Annotated in this window: 20 protein-coding genes; 9 read left to right on the top strand and 11 right to left on the bottom strand. The window is 65.4% G+C overall.

Features of this window, described 5'->3' with window-relative positions; translation table 11 throughout:
• Positions 1-203 precede the first annotated feature (203 nt).
• Positions 204-1283: a DNA replication/repair protein RecF gene (gene recF / locus K3172_RS05610; RefSeq protein ID WP_221589045.1), complete on the top strand. Its 1080-nt coding sequence runs from the start codon at positions 204-206 to the stop codon at positions 1281-1283.
• Here recF and K3172_RS05605 read toward each other — a convergent pair.
• On the bottom strand, positions 1280-1981 hold the full coding sequence (locus K3172_RS05605; protein ID WP_221587754.1) for an arylesterase: 702 nt from the start codon (positions 1979-1981) through the stop codon (positions 1280-1282). The two genes, recF and K3172_RS05605, sit on opposite strands and share 4 nt — an antisense overlap.
• Positions 1982-2028: 47 nt before the next feature.
• Between K3172_RS05605 and K3172_RS05600 the strand changes: the two genes are divergently transcribed.
• Together K3172_RS05600 and K3172_RS05595 are read left to right on the top strand one after the other, a co-directional pair.
• Entirely contained in the window at positions 2029-2718 is a 690-nt protein-coding gene (locus K3172_RS05600; RefSeq protein WP_221587752.1) for an ABC transporter ATP-binding protein, read from the top strand.
• A complete protein-coding gene (locus K3172_RS05595; RefSeq protein WP_221587750.1) occupies positions 2715-5237 on the top strand; it encodes an ABC transporter permease in 2523 nt (840 codons plus the stop codon). Before K3172_RS05600 ends, K3172_RS05595 begins: the two co-directional genes overlap by 4 nt.
• A gap of 222 nt (positions 5238-5459) precedes the next feature.
• Here K3172_RS05595 and K3172_RS05590 read toward each other — a convergent pair whose 3' ends face one another.
• Entirely contained in the window at positions 5460-8153 is a 2694-nt protein-coding gene (locus K3172_RS05590) for a TonB-dependent receptor (protein ID WP_221587748.1), read from the bottom strand.
• Positions 8154-8411: 258 nt separating this feature from the next.
• Here K3172_RS05590 and typA point away from each other — a divergent pair, with 258 nt between their 5' ends.
• Positions 8412-10232: a translational GTPase TypA gene (typA, locus tag K3172_RS05585; protein WP_221587746.1), complete on the top strand. Its 1821-nt coding sequence runs from the start codon at positions 8412-8414 to the stop codon at positions 10230-10232.
• 12 nt (positions 10233-10244) lie between these two features.
• Here the strand turns inward: typA and budC are convergent, their stop codons facing one another.
• Positions 10245-11021 carry a meso-2,3-butanediol dehydrogenase gene (gene budC / locus K3172_RS05580; protein ID WP_221587744.1) on the bottom strand — a complete coding sequence of 259 codons (777 nt, stop codon included), beginning with the start codon at positions 11019-11021 and terminating at the stop codon, positions 10245-10247.
• Between the two features lie 127 nt (positions 11022-11148).
• On the opposite strand from budC, the gene putP reads away from it, so the two are divergent.
• Complete coding sequence (gene putP / locus K3172_RS05575) at positions 11149-12627, top strand: sodium/proline symporter PutP (RefSeq protein ID WP_221587742.1); 1479 nt, start codon at positions 11149-11151, stop codon at positions 12625-12627.
• Here the strand turns inward: putP and K3172_RS05570 are convergent.
• Positions 12615-13328, bottom strand: coding sequence for a sulfotransferase family 2 domain-containing protein (locus tag K3172_RS05570; RefSeq protein ID WP_221587740.1), 714 nt, complete (start codon positions 13326-13328; stop codon positions 12615-12617). The genes putP and K3172_RS05570 overlap by 13 nt on opposite strands.
• A gap of 42 nt (positions 13329-13370) precedes the next feature.
• Here K3172_RS05570 and K3172_RS05565 point away from each other — a divergent pair, with 42 nt between their 5' ends.
• The gene (locus K3172_RS05565; RefSeq protein ID WP_221587738.1) at positions 13371-13742 is read left to right on the top strand and encodes a VOC family protein; all 372 of its coding nucleotides are present in this window, start codon (positions 13371-13373) and stop codon (positions 13740-13742) included.
• 53 nt (positions 13743-13795) lie between these two features.
• Positions 13796-14464, top strand: coding sequence for an extensin-like domain-containing protein (locus K3172_RS05560; RefSeq protein WP_221587736.1), 669 nt, complete (start codon positions 13796-13798; stop codon positions 14462-14464).
• 31 nt (positions 14465-14495) lie between these two features.
• Here the strand turns inward: K3172_RS05560 and K3172_RS05555 are convergent, their stop codons facing one another.
• From K3172_RS05555 to K3172_RS05525, 7 genes are all read right to left on the bottom strand, one after another.
• Positions 14496-15125, bottom strand: coding sequence for a response regulator transcription factor (locus K3172_RS05555; RefSeq protein WP_221587734.1), 630 nt, complete (start codon positions 15123-15125; stop codon positions 14496-14498).
• A gap of 125 nt (positions 15126-15250) precedes the next feature.
• A complete protein-coding gene (locus tag K3172_RS05550) occupies positions 15251-16003 on the bottom strand; it encodes a proteasome-type protease (RefSeq protein ID WP_221587732.1) in 753 nt (250 codons plus the stop codon).
• 19 nt (positions 16004-16022) lie between these two features.
• The gene (locus K3172_RS05545; RefSeq protein WP_221587730.1) at positions 16023-16841 is read right to left on the bottom strand and encodes a transglutaminase family protein; all 819 of its coding nucleotides are present in this window, start codon (positions 16839-16841) and stop codon (positions 16023-16025) included.
• On the bottom strand, positions 16841-17785 hold the full coding sequence (locus K3172_RS05540) for an alpha-E domain-containing protein (protein ID WP_221587728.1): 945 nt from the start codon (positions 17783-17785) through the stop codon (positions 16841-16843). Before K3172_RS05540 ends, K3172_RS05545 begins: the two co-directional genes overlap by 1 nt.
• Positions 17786-17801: 16 nt before the next feature.
• The gene (locus K3172_RS05535; protein WP_221587726.1) at positions 17802-19229 is read right to left on the bottom strand and encodes a circularly permuted type 2 ATP-grasp protein; all 1428 of its coding nucleotides are present in this window, start codon (positions 19227-19229) and stop codon (positions 17802-17804) included.
• A gap of 59 nt (positions 19230-19288) precedes the next feature.
• Positions 19289-20056: an esterase/lipase family protein gene (locus tag K3172_RS05530; protein WP_221587725.1), complete on the bottom strand. Its 768-nt coding sequence runs from the start codon at positions 20054-20056 to the stop codon at positions 19289-19291.
• Between the two features lie 70 nt (positions 20057-20126).
• On the bottom strand, positions 20127-20675 hold the full coding sequence (locus K3172_RS05525; RefSeq protein ID WP_221587723.1) for a DUF3617 domain-containing protein: 549 nt from the start codon (positions 20673-20675) through the stop codon (positions 20127-20129).
• Between the two features lie 98 nt (positions 20676-20773).
• Between K3172_RS05525 and uvrB the strand changes: the two genes are divergently transcribed.
• Together uvrB and K3172_RS05515 are read left to right on the top strand one after the other, a co-directional pair.
• Positions 20774-22969: an excinuclease ABC subunit UvrB gene (uvrB, locus tag K3172_RS05520; RefSeq protein WP_221587721.1), complete on the top strand. Its 2196-nt coding sequence runs from the start codon at positions 20774-20776 to the stop codon at positions 22967-22969.
• A gap of 81 nt (positions 22970-23050) precedes the next feature.
• The gene (locus K3172_RS05515; RefSeq protein WP_221587718.1) at positions 23051-23596 is read left to right on the top strand and encodes a hypothetical protein; all 546 of its coding nucleotides are present in this window, start codon (positions 23051-23053) and stop codon (positions 23594-23596) included.
• The last annotated feature ends 46 nt before the right edge of the window (positions 23597-23642 follow it).

The raw sequence follows: 23642 nt of genomic DNA, 5'->3' as shown, positions 1-23642 counted from the left end.
GTGTTCCCCGGACCATCAGGGATGCCTGATACTCTGCATGGGGTGTGCCAAACTTGAAAAACGGCGGAATTCAGCCATTCTTAACTGAACGGACGGGCAAGCATTCGTTCATCGATCCGAAAGGTTGGTAAAATTTCCCAACATTTGGATTTGACCTTTCGAGTGGCGGCGCGATGCCGCGCGCGCTAGGGCTCCTGCCAGCCATGGCGCTCGACCGAATTACCCTTTCCCACTTTCGCAACCATGCCGAAAGCGAGCTGTCGGACACGGCGCGCTTCAACCTGCTGGTGGGCGAAAACGGGGCGGGGAAGACCAACGTGCTGGAGGCCCTGTCACTTCTTTCGCCCGGCCGCGGCTTGCGACGTGCCGCGCTTGGCGAGGTTGTTCGCACCGGATCGGCCAAAAATTTCACGGTCGGCGCAAACCTGCTGCAAGGTGGGGAAACCATCCGGCTCGGGACCTATTCCGAAGCTGCCAGTCCCGGTCGTCGCAAAGTGCGGATCAATGGCGCAGAGGCACCTGCTACCCGGCTCGGCGAATGGCTCGCGGTAACCTGGCTGACACCCGCCATGGACGGCCTCTTTACCGGTCCGGCGGGAGACCGGCGGCGCTACATGGACCGTCTGGCACTGGCGCTCGACCCCGCACACGCCGCACACGCCGCGCGTTACGAGGCCGCGCTGCGCGAACGCAATCGCCTCCTTTCGGACACGCGCGAACCTGACGGTGCATGGCTCGACGCGATCGAGGCGCAGATGGTCGAGCACGGCGGTGCGGTTATGGCGGGCCGGGCCCGGCTGGTCGAAACGCTGATGGTCCGGCTGGCGGCAATGCCCGCAGAACCCTTTGCGCGCCCCGCGCTCACCTATGCGCCCGGCGCCCCCGACAATCCGGGCGGCCTGTCGCAGGCACTCTATGAGGGCCGAAGCAGGGATCGTGCGGTCCAGCGCACGCTATCGGGCCCCCATCGCGACGAACTCGAGGTGATCCACGCCGCCAAGCGCGTCCCCGCCGCACAAAGCTCGACCGGCGAGCAGAAGGCCATGCTGGTCGCCATCACCCTCGCCCATGCCGCGCTCGCCGCACAGGGACGGCCCGGCATCCTGCTGCTGGACGAAGTGGCCGCACATCTCGATCCGGTCCGGCGCGCTGCCCTGTTCGAGCAGCTCCGCGGCAGCGGCGCGCAGGTCTGGATGACCGGGACCGAACTTGCGCCTTTCGAGACGATCGCCGGGGAAGCGGCGATATGGCGCATCGAACAGGGTTGCGCCCAGCGGCTCTAGCCTTCCTTGGGGAGCGCCTGCGCGACCTCGGCCGCCGTATCCTCCACCAGGACTTCGATACCTTCCACCGTCGGGTGAATCCGGTCTGCCTGGAAGAGCGCCGGGTTCTGGTAGATCGCCTCGAGCCAGAAGGGGATCAGGCGCGCCCCGTATTGCTGCGCCAGTTCGCCATAGAGCCCGTCGAACGCCCGCTGGTATTCCGGCCCGTAATTCGGCGGCGCGCGCATGCCCATCAGCAGCACGGGAATGTCTCGCTTCGTGAGCTCGGCCAGCATCTTTTCGAAATTCGCGCGCGTCTGGTCGGGCTGCAACCCGCGCAGCATGTCGTTACCGCCGAGTTCGAGGATGACGAGATCGGGCTTCACCTCCTGCGCGTCGAGCGCGAAGGCGAGCCGCTGCGCGCCAGCGCCGCTCGTCTCGCCCGAAATGCCGGCATTGGTGATCCGCGCATTGATGCCCTGCGCGCGCAAGGCGTCCTCGAGCAGCGCCGGATAGCTGTTCTCCCGCCCGATCCCGTAGCCGGCGAACAGGCTGTCCCCGAAGGCGAGGATGTGCCGCTCCGGCCCCTCGACCACGATATCGGGCCGGGCGTTGGCCACCTCTGCGCTCTGCTCGGCAGGTGCCGCTCCCTCCGGCTCAGCGCCACAACCGGCCAGCGCCAGCGCGAGCAGCGGGATCGACAAATGATATAGCCGCATCGGCGAGTTTCCTTGTGCAACCTGTACCCTCATGCCATCGCAGCGCCGTGACGACATCTCAAGCCGCTATTTCAGCCCGCAACCTGACCCTCACCCTCGGCAGCGATGCTGCGCCGGTCGAGATCCTCAAGGGGATCGATCTCGACATCGCGAAGGGCGAGACCGTCGCCCTGCTCGGCCCGTCGGGATCGGGCAAGAGTTCGCTGATGGCCGTGCTGTCCGGGCTGGAGCGGGCCAGCGGGGGCACTCTCACCGTGGCGGGGCAGGATTTCGCTGCGATGGACGAGGACGCGCTCGCCCACGCGCGGCGCGGCCACATCGGGATCGTGCTGCAGGCCTTCCACCTGCTCCCCACCATGACCGCGCTGGAAAATGTCGCGACCCCGATGGAACTGGCCGGTGCTGCCGACGCCCAGGCGCGGGCGAAGGCCGAACTCGAAGCGGTCGGTCTAGGGCACCGGCTCGGCCACTATCCGCAGCAACTTTCGGGCGGCGAGCAACAGCGCGTCGCCATCGCGCGCGCCATCGCGCCGCGTCCCGAGCTGATCTTCGCCGACGAGCCGACCGGCAATCTCGACGCCGCCACGGGGCACGAGATCGTCGAACTGCTCTTCTCCCGCCGCGCGGAGACTGGCGCGACTTTGCTCGTCATCACCCACGACCCCGAGCTCGCCGAACATTGCGAACGCGTCCTGACATTGGGCGACGGGCGCATCGCGACCGACAGCGCGGCATGAGCACCCCGGCAATGACCTGGGGTACCGCATGGCGCATCGCGCGGCGCGATCTCAACGCGCGGTTTCGCGGGTTGCGGCTGTTGCTGGTCTGCCTTTTCCTCGGCACCGGGGCGCTGGCCGCCATCGGCACGCTGACCGCTGCCATCGAGCGCGAGCTCGAGGCCAACGGCAGGCAGTTCCTCGGCGGGGACCTGCAGATCGAGCTGTGGCAACGCGGCCTCAACGAAGTAGAGCTGGCTGCTATCGGCGAGTACGGCACCGTCTCGGCCGGCACGCGCATGCAGGCGATGGCCCGCAATGGCGAGCAGGCCGCGCCGATCGAATTGAAGGCGATCGACAGCGCCTACCCGCTCTACGGCACGCTGACGCTGGAAGATGGACGCAGCGTCGGACAGCCGGGACCGGATGAAGCATGGCTCTCTCCGGGCGCTGCAGAGCGGCTTGCGGTCTCCACAAATGAGTCAATCACGGTCGGGACGCTGAGCATCAGGGTCGGCGGGATCATCGCCGACGAGCCTGACCGGCTGGGCGAAGGGTTCCAGCTCGGCCCGACGATCATCGTGGCCGAGGACCTGCCGCAGCGGGCGGGTCTGATCGCGCCGGGATCGATGTACGAATCCAAGACCCGCGTCCGCTTCGACAGCCAGCGTGACCCGGAAGAGGTTCGCGAGGCGATCAAGGAGCGCTTTCCGGAATCCGGCTTCGACATCGACACCGCCGATCGTGCTGCGCCGGGCACGGACCGCTTCGTCGACCGGATGGGCGAGTTCCTGACGCTGGTTGGCCTCGCCGCGCTGGTCATCGCCGGGATCGGGATCGGCGGCGGCGTCACCTCCTATCTCGACGCACGCAGGCAGGGCATCGCGACGCTCAAGATCCTCGGCGCGACGAGCCGCGACATTGCGCGCATCTACGCGCTCCAGATCGCCGCGGCGGCGCTGGTGGGAAGCCTCGCCGGGATCGCGGTGGGCATCGCCATCGTCCCGCTGCTGGCCCGGGCGCTCGACGGGCTGCTGCCGGTCTCGACGGGCTTTGTCATCGCACCGGGGCCGCTGCTGCTTGCGCTCGCCTACGGCCTGCTCGTCGCACTCGTTTTCGCGGCGCCCCCCTTGCTGCGCGCGCGCAACTTCCCCGCGATGGCGCTGATGCGCGCCCGCGTGGCACCCCTTGCCCGCGACCGGGCGGCGCTGCTGCTCGTCGGAGGGGGACTGGCCGCGATTGTCGCGCTGGCGCTGCTGACCGCGGAACAGCCGATGCTCTCGGGCGGGTTCCTGGCCGGCGCCGCCGTCCTGCTCGGCCTGCTGGCCCTGCTCGGCTGGGGAATTCGCAAGGCGGCAGCCGCCCTGCCCCGCCCCAAGAGCCCTATCGCGCGCAATGCGCTGGCCAATCTCCATCGTCCGGGCAGTTCGACCGGCGCGCTGGTGACCGCGCTGGGCTTCGGCCTGTCCGCCTTCGTGCTACTCGCCGCGGTCCAGTCGGCCATCGACGGTAATATCGAGAGCCGCGTGCCCGCGCAGGCGCCCGACTATTTCGTGCTCGATATCCCGCGCGACCGGGTGACCGAGTTCGAGCAGCTGGTTAAAGAGGCCGATCCGGCAGCCGACTGGCGCACTGTCCCCGCCCTGCGCGGCTCGGTGCTGGCATTCGGGCCCGAAGGCGCAATGACCCGCACCGCCGAACTCGAGGAAATCCCCGACGGCGCCTGGCCCCTGCGCGGCGAGCGCGGGCTCACCTATGCCGACACCGTTCCCGACGGCAACACGCTGACCAAGGGCGAATGGTGGGGCCCGTTCTACAGCGGCGAACCGCTGGTTTCGATCGACGAGGACTTCGCCGAGGCTGCGGGCCTCGAAATCGGCGACATGCTGACCTTCGGCGTGCTCGGCGTGGAGAAGCAGGCGCGCATCGCCAGCTTCCGCCGGATCGACTGGGAAAGCATGGGCTTCAACTACGTCTTCGTGCTCAGCCCCAATTCGCTGGCCGACGTGCCACACAACCTGGCCGGCACCATCGAGCTGTCCGACGGCATGCCGACCGCCCCGCTGCTGCAATCGCTCGTACGGACCTTCCCCTCGGCTTCGGTGATCGAAGTCGGCGGCGTGTTGGGGCAGGCGCGCACCATCCTCGAACAGGTCGGCCTCGCGACCCTTGCCGCGGCCAGCGTGGCGGTGCTGGCCGGCCTTGCGGTGCTGCTCGGCGCGATCGCCGCCGCGCGCGCGGCCCGCACCTACGACACGGTGGTTCTGCGCGTACTCGGCGCTGACCGGCGGCAGATCCTCGTCATGCAGCTGATCGAATATGTCGTGCTGGCGGGCGCGCTGGCTCTGGTGGCGCTCGCGGTCGGCAGCTTTGCGGGCTGGCTGGTCGTCACGCAGCTGTTCGAATTCGACTGGCTACCCGACTGGAGCGAGATCCTCGCGGTGCTGGGGCTCGGCCTCGGCGTAGTCCTGGCCTTCGCGCTTGGCGCATCGCTGCCCCTGCTGCGCGCCAAACCCGCACAGGCCCTGCGCGCCCTCTGACAAAACGAACCCCGCACCGGAAGGTGCGGGGCCTGTCAGTCTCAAGTCGAAGACTCGGAGGTCTCCTTCGGGTCGCAGTATCTTGATACCACAATTACACTTGATCGCGCTGCCCTCCGCCTAACTGTCCCACAATGGGACAGTTAGCCTCACCATTCCATCTTCAGGCAAAGAAAAGGGGGCCCGAAAGCCCCCTCCCCCTGTGTCCGTTCGGCGAACCGATCAGAAGCGGAAGCGTGCGCCCACGCCATAGGTCCGCGGCTGGTTCGGATAGCCGGAAATGGATTCGTCTTGCGCCACCGAATCGAAGATCGTCGTGATGTCGCGATCGTCGAGCAGGTTGCGGCCCCAGACGGAGAGCTCAAGGCCCATGTCGAAGGCGTAGGTCAGCGACGCGCTGAGCTCGTTCACCTCGCGGCGATACGGGCGGGCAGCGGCGAAAGCGCGGGTGTAATCCCGCTCCCCGGTGGCCGGATCGACGTCGATGAAGCCCAGCAGGCCGCGCGAGATCTGCACCGGCGACTGGTAGGAGAAGTCGCTGCGCAGGATGATGCGGTCGCCGGCCGAGTTGATCTCGCGATCGTACTGCGCACCGAACACGGCCGACAGCTTCGGAATACCGACCACAGCCGTACCCGACAGATCGCCGAGCGGCGATGCGACGTAGCTGTTATACTTCGGATCAAGATAGGTCATCGCCATGTTCAGGGTCAGCTCTTCGCTGGCGCGGAACTGGCCGTCGAATTCGACGCCGAAGGTTTCCTGCTCACCCGCATTGGAGAGGATGAAGGCCGAACCGGTGAACGTGTTCGCCTGGAAGTCCTTGATCGTCTGGCGGAACACCGTGAGGTTGGCCGACGCGCGATCCCAGTTGGTCTTGATGCCGACTTCGAACACTTCCGAATTCTCGGCATTGGCGAAGCGGGTGCCGGGGCGAAGGTTCGTCACGGCGAGGCCCTGCGCCTGCAGCGCGGCGAAGTCGGCCGGAACCGGGCGGCTGTCGCGCGACAGGTTGAAGCTCGGCGCCTTGTAGCCGGTTGCCCAGCTCGCATAGACGTTGACCGACGGCGAGACCTCGTAGGCGAGCCGGACGTTCCAGCTCCAGTCGTCGTCATTGGTCGAGCAGCTTTCGACCGCGTTCGGGCAGTTCTGGAACGGCGGCAGGAACTGCAGCGACTGCAGGCCGAGCAGCGGGTTGACCGCCGGGTTGGTGTCGTTCGCATCGGCGAAAGCCTGCACGCCCTGCTGGATCTGGCCGATGATCGGCGCAGTCGCCGGGTTGGCGAGGAAAGCGCCGATTTCAGCGGCGGTCGCCGGACGGCCGAGGCCGAAGGCGCTGCCGACCTGCGCCGGGAAGGCAGTCGCGAAGATCGCGGTGTTGCCCGAGGCCACGAGATCGACCGTCGAGAACACGTCCGTGGTGAACGAATCGGTGGCGATCTGCTTCTTGTCCTTGGTGTAGTTGGCACCCAGCGTCAGGACGAGGCCGTCGACGAATTCGAAGTCGACGTTGCCGAAGAACGAGTAGGCTTCGTTGTCCTGCACGATGTTGTTGAAGAAGCCCTGCCCGGCCTGCCAGAACCGGCCGATGTAGTTCTGGCCCGGGTTGAGCGCGGTCAGCGTCGCTTCGAGCGTGTTGACGTTCTGCGTGCCGCCGGTCGCTGCCTGCAGCAGGATATTGGCATAGTTGCGGAAGTCTTCGCCATAGACGATCTGGTCGAAGGTATCGACGCGCTCGTCGAAATAGTAACCGCCGAGCAGGAAGTTGACGGGGCCGTCGAAGTCCGATGCGATGCGCAGTTCCTGCGTGAAGGTGTCGATATCGGCCTGGCCGATGTTCGCACCCGTCGCCAGCGCGGCGCTGGTGAAGTCGACGTCCTGGTCGGCCGAAAGCTTCGTCTGGCGATAGGCGGTGATCGAGGTCAACTGCAGCGCACCGATTTCGTAGTCGAGCTGACCCGAAATGCCGTAGTTCTTGATGCGGTTGACCGGGTCGACGTCGGTGAAGACCACGTCGCCATCGGGATTGTTGCGGAAATCGTTGACCTGGCCGCCGACGGCAAGGACCGCGCCGGTCGCAGCCGAGGGCAGGACGTTGACGACGCCGCAGCAGCTTTCGTTGATCTTGTCGTAATCGGCGATGATGCGGGCGCGCAGCGGGCCACCGTTGTCGAACAGCAGCTGGCCGCGGGTGAACCAGCGGTCGCGGTTGTTGAGTTCGTCGCCGGTGAGGCCGTTGGTGATGTAGCCGTCACGCCGGTTGTAGCCGCCGCCGATGCTGAACGCGACGGAGTCGGTCACCGGACCGGTCACGTAGCCCTTGGTGACGAAGGCGTTGAAATTGCCGTAGCTCGCTTCGACCATGCCGCCGAAGTCGAACTGCGGTTCCTTGGTGACGATCGAGATCACGCCGGCGCTGGCGTTCTTGCCGAACAGGGTCGACTGCGGGCCGCGCAGCACTTCGACGCGCTGGATGTCGGGAAGGTCGGAAATCTGCGCGATGGCGCGGCTGCGATAGACGCCATCGACGAACATGGCGACCGACGGCTCGAGGCCGATGTTGTTGCCGTCGGTGCCGAAGCCGCGGATCGAGTAGCTGGTGGCGAAGGCGCTCTGCAGCTGGCTGAAGCGCAGCGAGGGGACGACGGTAGCGAGGTCGGCGACGTCGCGGATCTGCGCGCGCTCGATCGTTTCGGCGCTGGTCACGCTGACGGCGACCGGGGTTTCCTGCAGCGTCTGTTCGCGCTTGGTGGCGGTGACGACGATGACATTGCCGGTCGGAACGTCGTCGGCTTCTTCGACGGCATCCTCATCGGCATCCTGTGCGGCGGCAGCGGTCGGCACGACGAGTGCGGCGGCGCCGGCAAGCAGAACGGTACGAACGGTCGCGGTGCGGCCGAAAGTATTGAATTTCATGAAAAGTCCTCTTCTCTCAAGACGTATTCTGGTCTGCTGCGCAGTCCCCAAAATCACGCAAGCCGGGCGGCAAATATTCGTATGAACTTGCAAGCTCAAGCACTTACCGGGAGTTGGTGGGCGGGGATTCGCCCACTGTGCCTTTCGCGTTACACCGCAGACGCTTGCCGCAATGCAGCATCTGCGCTAGGGGCGCGCCCGAAATGCGAGGCGCGCCTTGCGCCTGCCGCTACGGCATCCTGAACGAAAGCACACACAATGTCCCGCGACCTTCGCAACGTGGCGATCATCGCCCACGTCGACCACGGCAAGACCACCCTCGTCGACCAGCTCTTCCGCCAGTCCGGCACCTTCCGCGAGAACCAGCGCGTCGAGGAACGCGCGATGGATTCGAACGATCTGGAAAAGGAACGCGGGATCACGATCCTCGCCAAGTGCACCAGCGTCGAATGGAACGGCACGCGCATCAACATCGTCGACACACCGGGCCACGCCGACTTCGGCGCCGAGGTGGAGCGAATTCTCAGCATGGTCGATGGCGTGATCCTGCTGGTGGACAGCGCCGAAGGCCCGATGCCGCAGACCAAGTTCGTCACCGGCAAGGCTCTGGGCCTCGGCCTGCGCCCGATCGTGGTCGTCAACAAGATCGACCGCAGCGACGCCCGTCCGCAGGAAGTGCTCGACGAAGTGTTCGACCTGTTCGCCTCGCTCGACGCCAATGACGAGCAGCTCGACTTCCCGAGCCTATGGGCCTCGGGCCGCGACGGCTATGCGAGCGACGACGAGACCGCGCGTGACGGCAATCTCGAGCCGCTGTTCCAGCTGATCGTCGACCACGTCCCGGCCCCCGGCCTCGACGCGGAAGCCCCGTTCAGCTTCCTCGCCACCCTGCTCGACCGCGACAATTTCATGGGCCGCGTGCTCACCGGTCGCGTGCAGTCGGGCACGATCAAGCTGAACGACCCGATCCACGCGCTCGACGCCGAAGGTAACGTCCTCGAAGTCGGCCGCGCGACCAAGCTGCTGAGCTTCGACGGGCTCGAGCGCGTGCCCGTCGACAGCGCGCAGGCCGGCGACATCATCGCGCTTGCCGGTCTCGAAAAGGCGACCGTGGCCAACACCATCGCCGATCCCAGCGTGAAGACGCCGATCGAAGCGCAGCCGATCGACCCGCCGACCCTCGCCATGCGCTTCGCCGTCAACGACAGCCCGCTCGCGGGCCGCGAAGGCAGCAAGGTGACGAGCCGCATGATCCGCGACCGCCTCTACCGCGAGGCGGAAACCAACGTAGCGATCCGCATCACCGAGAGCGAGGACAAGGACAGCTTCGAAGTCGCCGGCCGCGGCGAACTGCAGCTGGGCGTGCTCATCGAAACGATGCGCCGCGAGGGCTTCGAACTCGGCATCAGCCGCCCGCGCGTGCTGTTCCGCGAAGAGAACGGCCAGCGCATGGAGCCGTTCGAGACGGTCGTCATCGACGTCGACGACGAGCATTCGGGTACGGTCGTGGAGAAGATGCAGCGCCGCAAGGCCGACCTCACCGAGATGCGCCCCTCGGGCTCGGGCAAGACCCGCATCACCTTCTCGGCGCCCTCGCGCGGCCTCATCGGCTACCACGGCGAATTCCTGTCCGACACGCGCGGCACGGGCATCATGAACCGGCTGTTCGAGAAGTACGACGCCTACAAGGGTCCGATCGAAGGCCGCCAGAACGGCGTGCTGATCTCGATGGTCCCGGGTGAAGCAGTCCCCTATGCGCTCAACGCGCTCGAGGAACGCGGCGAGCTGTTCATTCGCGGCGGCGCGAAGATCTACGAAGGCATGATCATCGGCGAGAACGCCAAGCCCGACGATCTCGAAGTGAACCCGATGAAGTCGAAGCAGCTGACGAACTTCCGTTCGACCGGCAAGGACGACGCCATCCGCCTCACCCCGCCGCGCGTCATGACGCTCGAACAGGCGATCGCCTATATCGACGACGACGAGATGGTCGAAGTGACGCCCGAGAGCATCCGCCTGCGCAAGGCGATCCTCGACCCGCACGAGCGCAAGCGCGCCAAGCGCGCCGCGCAGGCGTAAGCCGGAACCAGGTCAGCCGAAGAAATTCGGCTGGCCGTTCGACGCCGTGATCCCGCCGTCGACCGGCAGGTTCACACCGTTGACGAAGACGGCATCCTCGCTGGCGAGAAACAGCACGGGCCCGGCGATCTCGTCGGGCTCGGCTGCGCGGCCGAGCGGCATGCGGTTGCGCAACATCTTCATCGCGCCCTCGTTCTCGGTGACGCCGGTTGTCATGTCCGACCGGGTCATCGAGGGGCACACGGCATTGGCGCGCACGCCCTGGCTGCCGAATTCGAGCGCCATCGCACGGGTGAGGTTGCACACCCCGCCCTTCGATGCATTGTAGACGCCAAGGCCCCAGTCGCCGCCGAGGCCAGACACGCTGGAAATGTTGATGATGTTGCCCCTCGCCGCGAGCAGGTGGGGGAAGGCCTCGCGCGTCAGATAGAGGATGCCCTTCAAGTTGATGTCGATGATCGTGTCGATGAACTCGTCCGAGGCATCGCTCAGGCGGCCGCTGCGGCCGACACCGGCATTGTTCACGAGCACGTCGATGCCGCCGAAAGCCGCGACCGTTTTCTCGACCATCTCCTTCGCAAAGGCCGAGGACGAAACGTCGCCCGCAACGACAAGCACGCGCTCCCCACCCAAAGACGCAGCGACCTTCTCGCAATCCTCCGCCTTGCGTGAATTGAGCACGACATTGGCGCCTTCCGCATGAAAGCGGCGCGCAATGGCTTCGCCTATGCCCATGGACGATCCGGTGACGATGACGGTCTTGCCGGTGAAACGTGCTGGCTGGCTCATGGGCTTGGCTCCTCTGACTTTGGTGCTGACGGTGCTAGGGGCACAATCGCGGATCGCCAAGTCCGGGATGACGACCGGATCGGGAGCCCGGTGGCCAAGGCCGGTTGCATTTGTTAGCAGCGCCCACATGCAAACCGGAACAATGATTTCACTCGCCCTCTACTTCGTTCTGATGATCGCCATAGGCCTGTGGGCCTGGAAGCGTTCGACCGACACGAGCGAGGGCTACCTGCTCGCCGGGCGTAACTTGCATCCGGCTGTCGCCGCGCTATCCGCCGGGGCATCGGACATGAGCGGCTGGCTGCTGCTTGGCCTGCCCGGCGCGCTTTATGCGAGCGGGCTGGTCGAGGCCTGGATCGGCATCGGCCTGTTCGTCGGCGCACTGGTCAATTGGATCGTCGTGGCCCCGCGCCTTCGTTCGCAGACCGAAAGCTACGGCAATGCGCTGACCATCCCCGAATTCCTCGCCAATCGTTTCCCCGACAAGGCCGTGGCGCTGCGGGTGACGAGCGCGCTGATCGTGGTGGTTTTCTTTTCGGTCTACACCGCGGCGGGCCTCGTCGGCGGCGGCAAGCTGTTCGAGACGAGCTTCGCCGCCCTCTTCGGCGATGTCGGTATGAGCGACTACATGCTCGGCATCTGGATCACCGCTCTGGTGGTGCTGGCCTACACTATGGTCGGCGGCTTCCTCGCAGTGAGCCTGACCGACTTCGTCCAGGGCCTCATCATGGTAACGGCACTTGTCGTCATGCCGCTGGTCGTCATGTTCGGCGCGGGCGGCGAAGCGGGCGGATCGCTGAAAGACGTGCCGGTAGAGGGCTTCCTCAGCCTCACTCAGGGCTTGACCCTGCTCGGTTTCATAAGCGCGGTGACCTGGGGTCTCGGCTATTTCGGCCAGCCGCACATCATCGTGCGCTTCATGGCGGTGCGCAGTGTCGAAGAGGTAAAGACGGCGCGGAACATCGGCATGACCTGGATGGGCGTAGCGCTGCTCGGCTCGATCGGGATCGGGCTGGCGGGTCGCGCCTATGTGGAGCGTAACGGCCTCGCGATCGAAGACCCGGAAACGATCTTCATCGTGCTCGCCAACCTTCTGTTCCATCCGCTCGTCACCGGCTTCCTGCTCGCCGCGCTGCTCGCGGCGATCATGTCGACAATCAGCTCGCAGCTGCTGGTCGCCTCCTCCTCGCTGACCGAGGACTTCTACAAGCTGTTCTTCCGCAAGCAGGCCAGCGAGCGCGAGAGCGTCAACGTCGGGCGCATCTGCGTGGCGCTGGTCGCCCTTGCGGCCATTGCGATCGCTTCCGACCCCGACAGCGAAGTCCTCGGCCTCGTCTCCAATGCCTGGGCCGGGTTCGGCGCGGCGTTCGGGCCGCTGATCATCCTCTCGCTGACCTGGGACCGCATGACCGGTGCGGGTGCTGTGGCGGGTCTCGTGACGGGTGCAGGCGTAGTGATGGCGTGGATCGCGCTGGGCTGGAATGCGGCGCTGCCGGGAATGGATGCGGGCCTTTACGAGATCGTACCGGGCTTCATCGCGGCATGGCTCGCCATCGTGCTGGTCAGCAAGGCGACGGCGCAGGCCCCCACCCCTCAGAACGCGTAGCCGAACTGCTCCACGTCGCGGGCGTAGATTCGCCCGACGAGGTCGACGAGGCGCGGCGTGTACTGCGTGCGCCAGTCGTCACCTTCGCTGCGGTTGTGGTGGCCGATTGCGATGTCACGGCCGAGCGTACGGGTTAGCCAATCGACCGTCGCAGGCAGGTCGTCGAGCCGTCCGACATGGTCGAGACCGTGCGCACCACCTGCTTCCACGTACCACGCCTGCGTGCGGAAGACCGGGTCGAGCCGGTCGACATCGGCAGGCATGAGGAAGCGCCGCACGAAGCTGTCGAATTCGGCGAGTTCGGGGCCGCGATAGCGGGCGGGGTTGGCGATCGATGCCTCCTGTCCGCCGCTCCCCTTACCGGCCCGGGCGAAGCGCCAGGCCGAGACCGCCCGCTCCCACGGATTGCGCACGATGGTGAAGCGGGGAAGCTCAAGGACATCCTGTGGCACCGCCACCAGCAGGTCCCGCAGCGGAAAATGGCCGATATGGCCGCCATAGAGAGCATTCGCGATGCTGGTGCCGCCCGCCCGCGGAACATGGATGAAGGCGACGCCCGCCTCTCGAAAGAGGTCGGCTTTTCGCGCGGCGCGGCTGCGCTCGAGCAGGCGTTCTGGCACGACCGCCCCGGCCAGCCTGCGACCCAGCCTCCAGGCGCCGGTTTCGCGCGCGTCGGGCGTTAGGGGCTTGTCGTCGACCATCCGGCGGGCCTAGCATCGTGCAAGGCCGAGCGGGAGTGAGCAATGGCGAAGATCACCGGATTGGGCGGCGTATTCTATGTCGTGCGGGATCCCGAAGCGACGCGCGCATGGTATCGCGATGTCCTCGGCATCGGTGGCGAATACGGCCCGCTGCTGAAGTGGTCCGAAGAAAACGGGGACGCGCCCTATTCGCTCATCAGCCACTTCAAGGATGACGCCTATATCAAGCCCGGGACCGGCGGATTCATGATCAACCTGCGGGTCGACGACCTCGACGAATTCGTGGCGCAATTGCAGGCGAAGGGCGTCGAGGTGCTGGACAGCGTGGACGAAGGCTACGGGAAATTCGCCTGGCTGCTCGATCCCGACGGGGTGAAGATCGAACTCTGGCAACAACTCGCCGCGCCCGATTAGCGTCAGCCGCGCCGGTTAGGCTGCTGTTAACCATATTCTGCGACGGTCAGGGCATGCGTTCGCGTCCTGCCATCCTTGTTCCAATCCTCCTGTTGGTGGCAGGATGCGGCGCTGTACCCGACAGCAGCGCTCCGAAACGCGTCCGCAGCGAGGCGGCAGCGCCCGGACTTTCGCAAGCCCGGCCCGAGGCGCGGCAATGCCATGCGGAACTCGGAAAGACCGGTTCGCGCTTCGCTCCGCTGCCCGATCGCTACTTCGGAGCAGGCTGCTCGGCGCTCAACAGCGTACAACTCGACGGCATCGGCGGGGACGAGAAGAGCTTCACCATCACCAATCTGGGCCCGCTCGCCTGCCCTGCAGCGAATACGCTGGCCGGCTGGGCGCGTTACGGCGTCGACCGGGCCGCCCGTCAGATCCTCGGCAGTCCGCTTGCCCGAATCGAGACCTACGGCAGCTATTCCTGCCGCAATGTCGCTGGCACCGGCCGCCTGTCGGCCCATGCCCGCGCGGAAGCCATCGACGTGTCGGCCTTCGTGCTGGCGGACGGCCGGCGCGTTTCGGTCAAGGAGGGCTGGAGCGCATCGCCGGACGAGCGCGAGTTCCTCCGGGCGGTCCATGCCAGCGCCTGCAAGCGCTTCGGCACGGTGCTGGGACCGGACTACAACGCCGCGCACCGCGATCACTTGCATCTGGAACAGGGTGGCGGCTCCTACTGCCGCTGAGCGATCCGAAGGGCTCTTCCGGCCCGCTTCGTTACCCTGCGACGATCCGCGCGCCGCCTTCCAGGTGCGCTTCGAGGCGCAGCCTTACTGCCTGGCTGGGATGCTCGGCGCCGAGCTTCGACATCATGTTGGCGCGATGGATCTCGACGGTGCGCGGGCTGATGGCGAGTTCGCGCGCGATCATCTTGTTGCTGCACCCTTCCGCCAGCCAGTCGAGCACCTCGCGCTCGCGCGGGGAAAGGGCGGCGATCCGATTGCGCGCCTCGACCATCTTGCGCCGGGCCTCGGCATAGGCATCGGCTTCCCCCGCGATCCGCGTGATGGCTGACACCAGCCGTTCCTCCTCGAGCGGCAGGCGGATGTAATCGAGCGCACCCGCCTTGATCGCCTCGACCACGCAGGTCGGACGCGGATCGAAGGACGTGCCGACGACCGGCAGCCAGCGTCCGATCACCGCCAGCGCCCGCAAGACCCGCGCCACGCCGCCATCGGCCGGATCGTCGAACGCCAGGACGATGCCCTGTTCCGGCGGGTGCTCGGTCAATTCGGCGATCGAGCCGTAGATTTCGCAATGATGGCCCAGACCGAAGCCGAGATGGGCCTGTTCGGCCCGGGAGCGGCTAGAACCACCGACGATGTGAAGGGTGTGGCGCGTTTCCATGCGAAGAAACATGGCGCAATTCGGGGTAATTCGTAATACGGGTTACCACCTAATCGGACCCTAATCACTAAGACAAGTTGGCCAGATAGGTTAGAACCGAGGGCCTGAATACATCCACTTCTGACCTAATTGTCGTCCGGCCTATAGAAACTGTAGTCAGGAAGGGAATGAAACGCATTCTTCAATGCATTGCCCCAGCTCGACGAGATTGCCTGGAAGTACGGATCGTCATGGTTGACGCGGTGCTGGTGTAGCGGTTCGAAGTCATCACGGGCGATGACTTGCAGGTCGAGCGGCAGGCCCACCGAAAGGTTGGCCTTCAGCGTCGAATCGAAACTGACCATCAGCAGCTTGACCCCGTCTTCGAGGCTCATGGCACGATCGTAGCCGCGAATGATGATCGGTCGGCCGTACTTGGTTTCGCCGATCTGGAAGAAGGGCGTGTCGTGGCTCGCCTCGATGAAATTGCCTTCGGGGTAGACCATGAACAGGCGCGGCTCCATGCCCCTGATCTGGCCCGCGACGATGATCGAGGCGGTGAACTTGCCCTGCCCGCGCGCACCGTTGGCCGCCTGCCGCTCGCCGATAGTGTTCCGCAGCAGCGCGCCGATCTCGGTCGCCACGTTGAACATGGTCGGCGCTTCCAGGAGCACGTTGTAGCGCTCGCCCGGCTCCTTGCTGCGTTCTTCCAGCTGGCTGACCACCGCTTGCGTCGAGGCCAGGTTGCCCGCCGTCATGATCGTTATGATCCGCTCGCCCGGCACCTGCCAGGTGAACATCTTGCGGAAGACCGAGATGTTGTCGACGCCCGAGTTCGTGCGCGTGTCGCTCATCAGGACGAGGCCCTTGTCGAGCACCATTCCCACGCAATAGGTCATTGATCCGAATCCCCGGCAGCTACTGCTGCTGCACCTGCTGCTGTTCGACCGCCACGTCCACCTCGAGCACGGTCGAAGTTGTGCCAAAACTGATCCCGGTAACGGGCGCCGCATCGCGATAGTCGCGGCCCGTGGCCACGCGGACATAGCGCTCGTCGGGACTGATCCCGTTGGAAATGTCGAAACCGACCCAGCCCAGTCCCTCGACATGTGCTTCGGCCCAGGCGTGCCCGGCCTCCTGCTCGATCCGGTCGTTCATCATCAGGTAGCCGCTGACGTAACGCGCCGGAATGCCCAGCGCGCGGGCGCTGCCAATGAAGATGTGGGAATGGTCCTGGCACACGCCATGACCGGATGCGAAAGCCTCCTCCGCGCTGGTGCGCGAATGCGTCGTGCCGGTCTTGTACTCCACGCGCTCAAGGATCGCGGCCGAAAGGCGATGGAGCATCTCGAGCATCTCGTCGCCCTCGGGCCTGATCTCCTTCAGCATCTTGCGCATGCCCGGCCCCGGCCGGGTCAGCGCGGTCTGCCCCTGGAAACTCCACAAGGGCAGGTGCCCGGCATGGCGACCGATGACGCCGGCATGATCGTGCGTGTCCACCGTCCCGCGGCAGGTGACGCGCACGTCCTGCGCCCCGCTCTCCACCGCCACCAGCGTGGTCGTGTTGTGGTGCTGATCCTCGTAGGTCAGCTCGGGATGGGCGTTCTCGTACTCCATCTCCCATTCCAGGATTTCCTGACCCTGCGTCTCCTTCGGCGTGAGGCGCAGGCGCTGGAGCGCATGCACCACAGGGGTGTCGAAGCGATAACGGGTCGTATGGCGAATCGAGAGGCGCATCAGGCGAGGAACCGGTAGTCTTGGGCGATCGCATTGCCGATTGCGGCGTTGCCGGACATGAATTCGAGCAGGAATTCGTGCAGGCCCTGGTCGAACACGCGGTCGATGGTGAGGTCGGAAAGGCGGGTGTCGGCTTCGCGCATCAGCTCGTTGCTCAAGCCCTCCTTACCGTGGAGTCGCGCGAGCGCGGCCAGATTGGCGCGCAGCTCCGAATGGCAGAAGGCGAGACTGCGCGGGAAGCAATCGTCGAGGATCAGGAAATCGCAGATGCCGCGCGCGTCGATCTGGCCGGCGTTGAGCCAGCGGTAGGCCCGGTCGCCCGACACCGAGCGGAGCACCTGGTCCCACTGCCCGGTATCGAGGCTCGATCCGACATAGGAGAGCGAGGGCAGCAGCAGGTAATATTTGATGTCGAGAATGCGGGCGATGCTGTCGCCGCGCTCGATGAAGGTGCCGGCCTGCGCGAAGTGATAGCCCTCGTCGCGGAGCATCGAGCCCTCCATCGCCCCGTGTGCGAGCGTGCCTGCCCGACGGATCGAGGCGACAGTGGCCAGCACGCGGTTCTCGCCGACCGGCTTTGCCAGCTGGTCCTTGATGACCAGCCAGTTCTCGTTGATCGCCTCCCACAGCTCTCCGCTGATGGCGTTCCGGCACAGGCGCGCATTCTGCCGCACCTGGCCGAACATGGCGAGGATCGAGGCCGGATTGTCCTTGTCGCGCAGCATGTAGTTCCACGCCTGCATGCCGGTGTAGGTGCCGTGCTTGGCCTCGTACCCCGTGCGTTGCCCGGCGGTCGAAATGACCGAGCGCCATTCTTCTTCAGCCGTCACCAGATCGCGGGTCAGCGCCATGCGCAGGCCGGCGTCGAGCAGGCGCGCGGTGTTCTCAGCCCGCTCGAGGTAGCGGAACATCCAGAACAATCCGTTGGCGGTCCGGCCTAACATGATGGAGTTCCGGGCATCAGTCCTTCAGCACCCAGGTATCCTTGGTGCCGCCTCCCTGGCTGGAATTTACGACGAGGGAGCCTTCCTTGAGCGCTACGCGCGTCAGTCCGCCGGGGGTGATGTCGATCTTGTCGGGCGAAACCAGTACGAAGGGGCGCAGGTCGACATGGCGTGGAGCGAGGCCCTTCTTGGTGAAGATCGGGCAGGTCGAAAGCGACAGCGTCGGCTGCGCGATGTAGTTCTCGGGCTTCGCGACGATCTTCTTGCGGAACTCCTCGAGCTCCTTCTTGGAGGCCGCCGGGCCGATCAGCATGCCATAGCCGCCCGATCCGTGGACTTCCTTAACCACCAGATCCTCGAGATTGTCGAGGACGTATTTCAGCGTCTCTTCCTCGGCGCAGCGATGCGTCTCGACATTGGGTAGCAGCGGCTTCTCGCCGGTATAGAACTCGACGATCTCGGGCATGAAGGAATAGATCGCCTTGTCGTCGGCCACGCCCGTGCCCGGCGCATTGGCGATCGTCACCCCGCCCGAACGGTAGACGTCCATGATGCCCGGCACGCCGAGCACGCTGTCTTCATTGAAGGTCAGCGGATCGAGGAAATCGTCGTCCACCCGGCGATAGATCACGTCGACCGGCTGGAAGCCGCTGGTGGTACGCATCTGCACGCGACCGTCGACAATCCGCAGGTCGCTGCCCTCGACCAATTCGGCGCCCATCTGGTCGGCAAGGAACGCGTGTTCGAAATAGGCGGAATTGTAGATCCCCGGCGTCAGCACCGCGACCGTCGGCTTGCCCTTGGTGCAGGCGGGCGCGCAGGCGGCGAGGCTCTTGGCGAGGCGGCGCGGATAGTCCGACACCTGCTCCACCGGCACCCGCATGAAGAGCTCCGGGAACATCGCCATCATGGTTTCGCGGTTCTCGAGCATGTAGCTGACGCCCGAGGGCGTGCGGGCATTATCCTCGAGCACGTAGAATTCGTCCGGCCCGGTCCGCACGAGGTCGATCCCGACGATATGCGTGTAGACGCCGCCCGGCGGAGTGAACCCGACCATGTTCGGCAGCCACGCGGCATTGTCGCGGAACAGGCGTTCGGGAATGCGGCCCGCGCGGATGATCTCCTGGCGGTGGTAGAGGTCGTGCATGAAGGCGTTGAGTGCCGAGACGCGCTGCTCGATGCCGCGCGTCAGCTTGCGCCATTCCGCCGCGGTGATGACGCGCGGAACCATGTCGAACGGGATCAGCCGCTCCTCAGCCTCGTCCTCGCCATAGACGTTGAAGGTGATGCCGGTCTTGCGGAAATTCGTTTCCGCTTCGGCGTGCTTGCGCTTGAGCAGGCCGGTCTTCTGCTCGTCGAACCAGGTGCAGTAGTCGGAGTAGGCATCGCGCACGCCGCCGTCGGCGTCATGCATCTCGTCGAAAAATTCGGCGCTGCCGGTCATTGTCCTCCGGGAATCATCGCGGCACAGAACATGCCGTCATCCTACAGGAACACAAGCCCTCAGCCGCGATCAAGTTCCGCGAGAACCGCGGAAACCGCCTCATTCGTCATGACGAGGCCCATGTGTGAGCAGCGCACGGCAATCGCACGGTCGCGCTCGCCGGGCTTGCCGCAGGCCGAACGCGGATGGACCACGCCGTCGCGCGCGCTCCAGATCGCGACCGTTTCCATCGGGGGCTTTTCCGAAAGCACGGTATCGATTTCCGGCTCGTCGACACGGTGGCCGGCAATGGCTTGGTAAGCCCGCCAGCCATTGTTCGCGCGCGGGCTGCCCGAGAAGGGAGAGCCCATGGTGACGACCTTGGACACTTTGTCCGGATGACGCTTGGCCAGCTCGCGCGCCATGACCCCACCCAGGCTCCAGCCGACCAGCACGATCGGCTCCGCATGGCGTCGGTGCAGCGCGACGAGGCGCCTTTCCACCCGCTCGAAGCGGTCGGCCGTCGCGCCGAGATTGTAGCCGAGGCCCCAGCGCTTCGCCGTATGCCCGGCCTCTTCCAGTTTCCGCGCCATCCAGCGCATGCGTATGGGATGCGCGCCGAAGCCCGGCAACAGCATCACGCGCTTGGGATGCGCAGCCGTTTCGATGGCCAGTGCTGGCCCGAACCGCCGGCGAACCGGCTCGAAGGGCCACAGGAATTCCCGCAGCAACAACTGCCAGCGGGGCCCCCGCGCATCGTCGGGACAAGGCTCCTTGGCAAGCGCCCAGCGCCGCGCCAGCTCCTCGCGGCCCTGAATCGCGCTGTCTCTGAACGGTAACGTTGCCATCACCGCGTCATAATGCGTCAGCCCGATGAACGGGTCCCGAATATCATCCGGTCACATGAGCGTCAGGCAATCAGCCGTCGCAATCGCCGATCCGCTCCTGCGAGCTCTTCATGGTCATCGCCATGGACTGGCCGTCAGGCGTCTCCGCATTCATCACCATGGTCATCTGCGAAGAGGTCTCGCTGCCAGTGCCGGTCATGGTCATGCGCGCGGTGCCTTCCTTGCCAGCCTTGCAATTCATCACCGCATCGATGCTGCCGCCCTCGACATCGAATTTCTCGAAGCTGCACTCGCCATTGTCTTCCTGCGCGCGCTTCGCCATTTCCTCGAAGCCCTTTTCGGCTTCTTCCTTGGTGAGGCAGTATTCGTGGGTCTGCGGGCCCTGATCGAACATGCCGCGCATCATGTCCTGCACCTGCTGCGGCGCGCCCGGCATGTCGATATCGACGAATTCGACCGTGGCGCGATACTTGCCGGGCTGCGGCTTGACCATGTCACCGGCCTTGGAGGCGGCTTCCTCCATCGTGATCTCGCCATCCCCGTCCGTATCGGCGCTGGTCCCGCCTCCGCAGGCGGCAAGGGTGAAGCTGGCGGCAGCGGCAATCACGATACGGCGCATCTGGTGGTCTCCCAATCTTGACCGGGCAAGGCTAGCAGCGAAAGCGGCGCGGGCAAGCACCGTTGCACCCGCGTCACCTGTTCCCCATATGTGCGCGCATGGCAGAACTCGTTATCAGGCGCGGCCTCGAAGAACCCGATACCACCGGCGAGTTCGTCCCCCACAAACCCGCGCGTCCCGAAAAGTCGATGGGCGGGCGCAAGTTCAAGCTAGTCAGCGACTACACGCCCTCGGGCGACCAGCCCACGGCCATTGCCGAACTGACGAGTGCGGCGAGGGAGGGCGACCAGACGCAGGTGCTGCTCGGCGTGACCGGTTCGGGCAAGACCTTCACCATGGCCAAGGTGATCGAGGAACTGCAGCGCCCTGCCCTGATCCTCGCGCCGAACAAGATCCTCGCCGCCCAGCTCTATGGCGAATTCAAGAGCTTCTTCCCGGAGAACGCGGTCGAATATTTCGTCAGCTATTACGACTATTACCAGCCCGAAGCCTACGTGCCGCGCTCGGACACCTACATCGAGAAGGAAAGCTCGGTGAACGAGGCGATCGACCGGATGCGCCACTCGGCCACGCGCGCGTTGCTGGAGCGGGACGACGTGATCATCGTCGCCTCGGTATCCTGCCTCTACGGTATCGGCTCGGTCGAAACCTATTCGGCGATGATCTTCGACATCAAGACCGGGGAGACGGTCGACCAACGCGAGCTGATCCGCAAGCTCGTCGCCTTGCAATACAAGCGCAACGACGCCGGTTTCGCGCGCGGCAATTTCCGCGTGCGCGGCGACAATCTGGAAATCTTTCCCTCGCACTACGAGGACATGGCCTGGCGGATCAGCTTCTTCGGCGACGATATCGAGGAAATCAGCGAATTCGACCCGCTCACGGGGAAGAAGGGGGCGACCCTCGAAAAGGTGCGCGTCTACGCGAATTCGCACTACGTGACGCCCGGCCCGACGATGAAGCAGGCCAGCGAAGCGATCAAGTTCGAGCTCGCCGAACGGCTCAAGGAACTGAACGAGGAAGGCCGCCTGCTCGAAGCCCAGCGGCTGGAGCAGCGGACCAATTTCGACCTCGAGATGATCGCCGCCACCGGTTCCTGCGCCGGGATCGAGAACTACAGCCGCTTCCTCACCGGTCGCCTGCCGGGCGAACCGCCGCCGACGCTGTTCGAATACCTGCCCGAAAACGCGCTGCTCTTCGTCGACGAAAGCCACCAGACCGTGCCGCAGATCGGCGCGATGGCGAAGGGCGACCACCGACGCAAGATCACGCTGGCCGAATATGGCTTCCGCCTGCCCAGCTGCATCGACAACCGTCCCTTGCGCTTCAACGAATGGGACGCGATGCGCCCGCAAACCTTCTGCGTTTCAGCGACGCCCGGCCCGTGGGAGATGGAACAAAGCGGCGGCGTCTTCGCCGAACAGGTCATCCGCCCAACCGGCCTCATCGACCCGCCGGTCGAGATCAAGCCGGTCGAGGACCAGGTCCAGGACTGCATCGAGGAATGCAAGAAGACCGCCAAGATGGGCTATCGCACGCTCGTCACCACGCTGACGAAGCGCATGGCGGAAGACCTCACCGAATTCATGCACGAGGCGGGCGTCAAGGTACGCTACATGCACTCCGACGTGGAAACGCTGGAGCGTATCGAGCTGATCCGTGACCTGCGCCTCGGCGTCTACGACGTGCTGGTCGGCATCAACCTGCTGCGCGAAGGGCTCGACATTCCCGAATGCGGGCTCGTCTGCATCCTCGATGCTGACAAGGAGGGCTTCCTGCGTTCGGAAACCTCGCTCATCCAGACCATCGGTCGCGCCGCGCGCAATGTCGATGGCCGCGTGATCCTTTATGCCGACCGCATCACCGGCAGCATGGAACGCGCGATCGCGGAAACCGACCGCCGCCGCGAAAAGCAGCGCGCCTATAACGAGGAGCACGGCATCACGCCGCAGACGATCAAGCGGCAGATCGCCGATATCGTTGCGCATACCGCGTCGCAGGACGGCGTCACCGTCGATACGGGCGATGACGAGCGCAACAACCTCGTCGGGCACAACCTGCGCGCCTATATCGAAGACCTCGAAAAGCGCATGCGCGCTGCCGCCGCCGACCTCGAATTCGAGGAAGCGGGCCGCCTGCGCGACGAGATCCGCCGTCTCGAGAACGACGAACTCGGCCTTGGCGACGAGGAGAAGAAGGCTCCGCGCGTCGGACGCAGCGATGCAGGGAGGCCGGGCACGCGCAAGACGCGATACGGCAAGACCCGCTACAAGCGAATGGGCGGCAAGCCTTAGGGTAAACAACTGATTAACCAACGTTTTTGGAACCCGAATGGCTTTTGCCCTGTTGTGGCGACAAGCTATTCGGAGGTTTTCATGCGTGCTCTTTTGGTTTCCGCAGCGGTGCTGGCCCTCGCCGCCTGCAATGGCGCTGCGCCGGATGACGGCGAAGTCAGCGAGGAAGCGGCCGCCATTGCCGAGAACGGGCCGGTCATCGGCACCCGCTCGGGCGAAGCGGTCGACTATGACGAAGAAGGCCGCCGGTGGTTTTACAAGCCTTCCACCCGCACCGCGCTGTTCGGCACGGAGGAAAGCGAAGGCGTCGTTAGCCTGTCGTGCAACGGCAGCATGACCGGCGAGGAAACGCTGGTCTTCCAGTGGATCGAGGCCGCTCCGGTCGACGCCACGGGGGCCCTGTCGATCAGCAGCGGCGGGAATACCGCCTCGGTCGAACTGAAGGGCGTCGCCAGTGCGCTGGGGCCCGACGCCTTCTGGGAAGGCGAGATCTCCCAGCGCAGCGAGGCGTATGCACTGCTTGCCGGCACCGCGCAGCCGATCACGCTGTCGCTCGGCGAAAAAAGCCTGACCGTCCCCAAGGCCCAGCCGCTCGCGACGGTGCTGGAGACCTGCCTCCCGGGCTGACGATCCGGACCTGCACGGCAGGACCGCAGACGATTGACCGTGTCGC

Origin of the sequence: Qipengyuania proteolytica, from assembly GCF_019711565.1 — a bacterium.
Classification (GTDB): domain Bacteria; phylum Pseudomonadota; class Alphaproteobacteria; order Sphingomonadales; family Sphingomonadaceae; genus Qipengyuania; species Qipengyuania proteolytica.
This window is presented reverse-complemented; position numbering and strand designations above follow the sequence as displayed.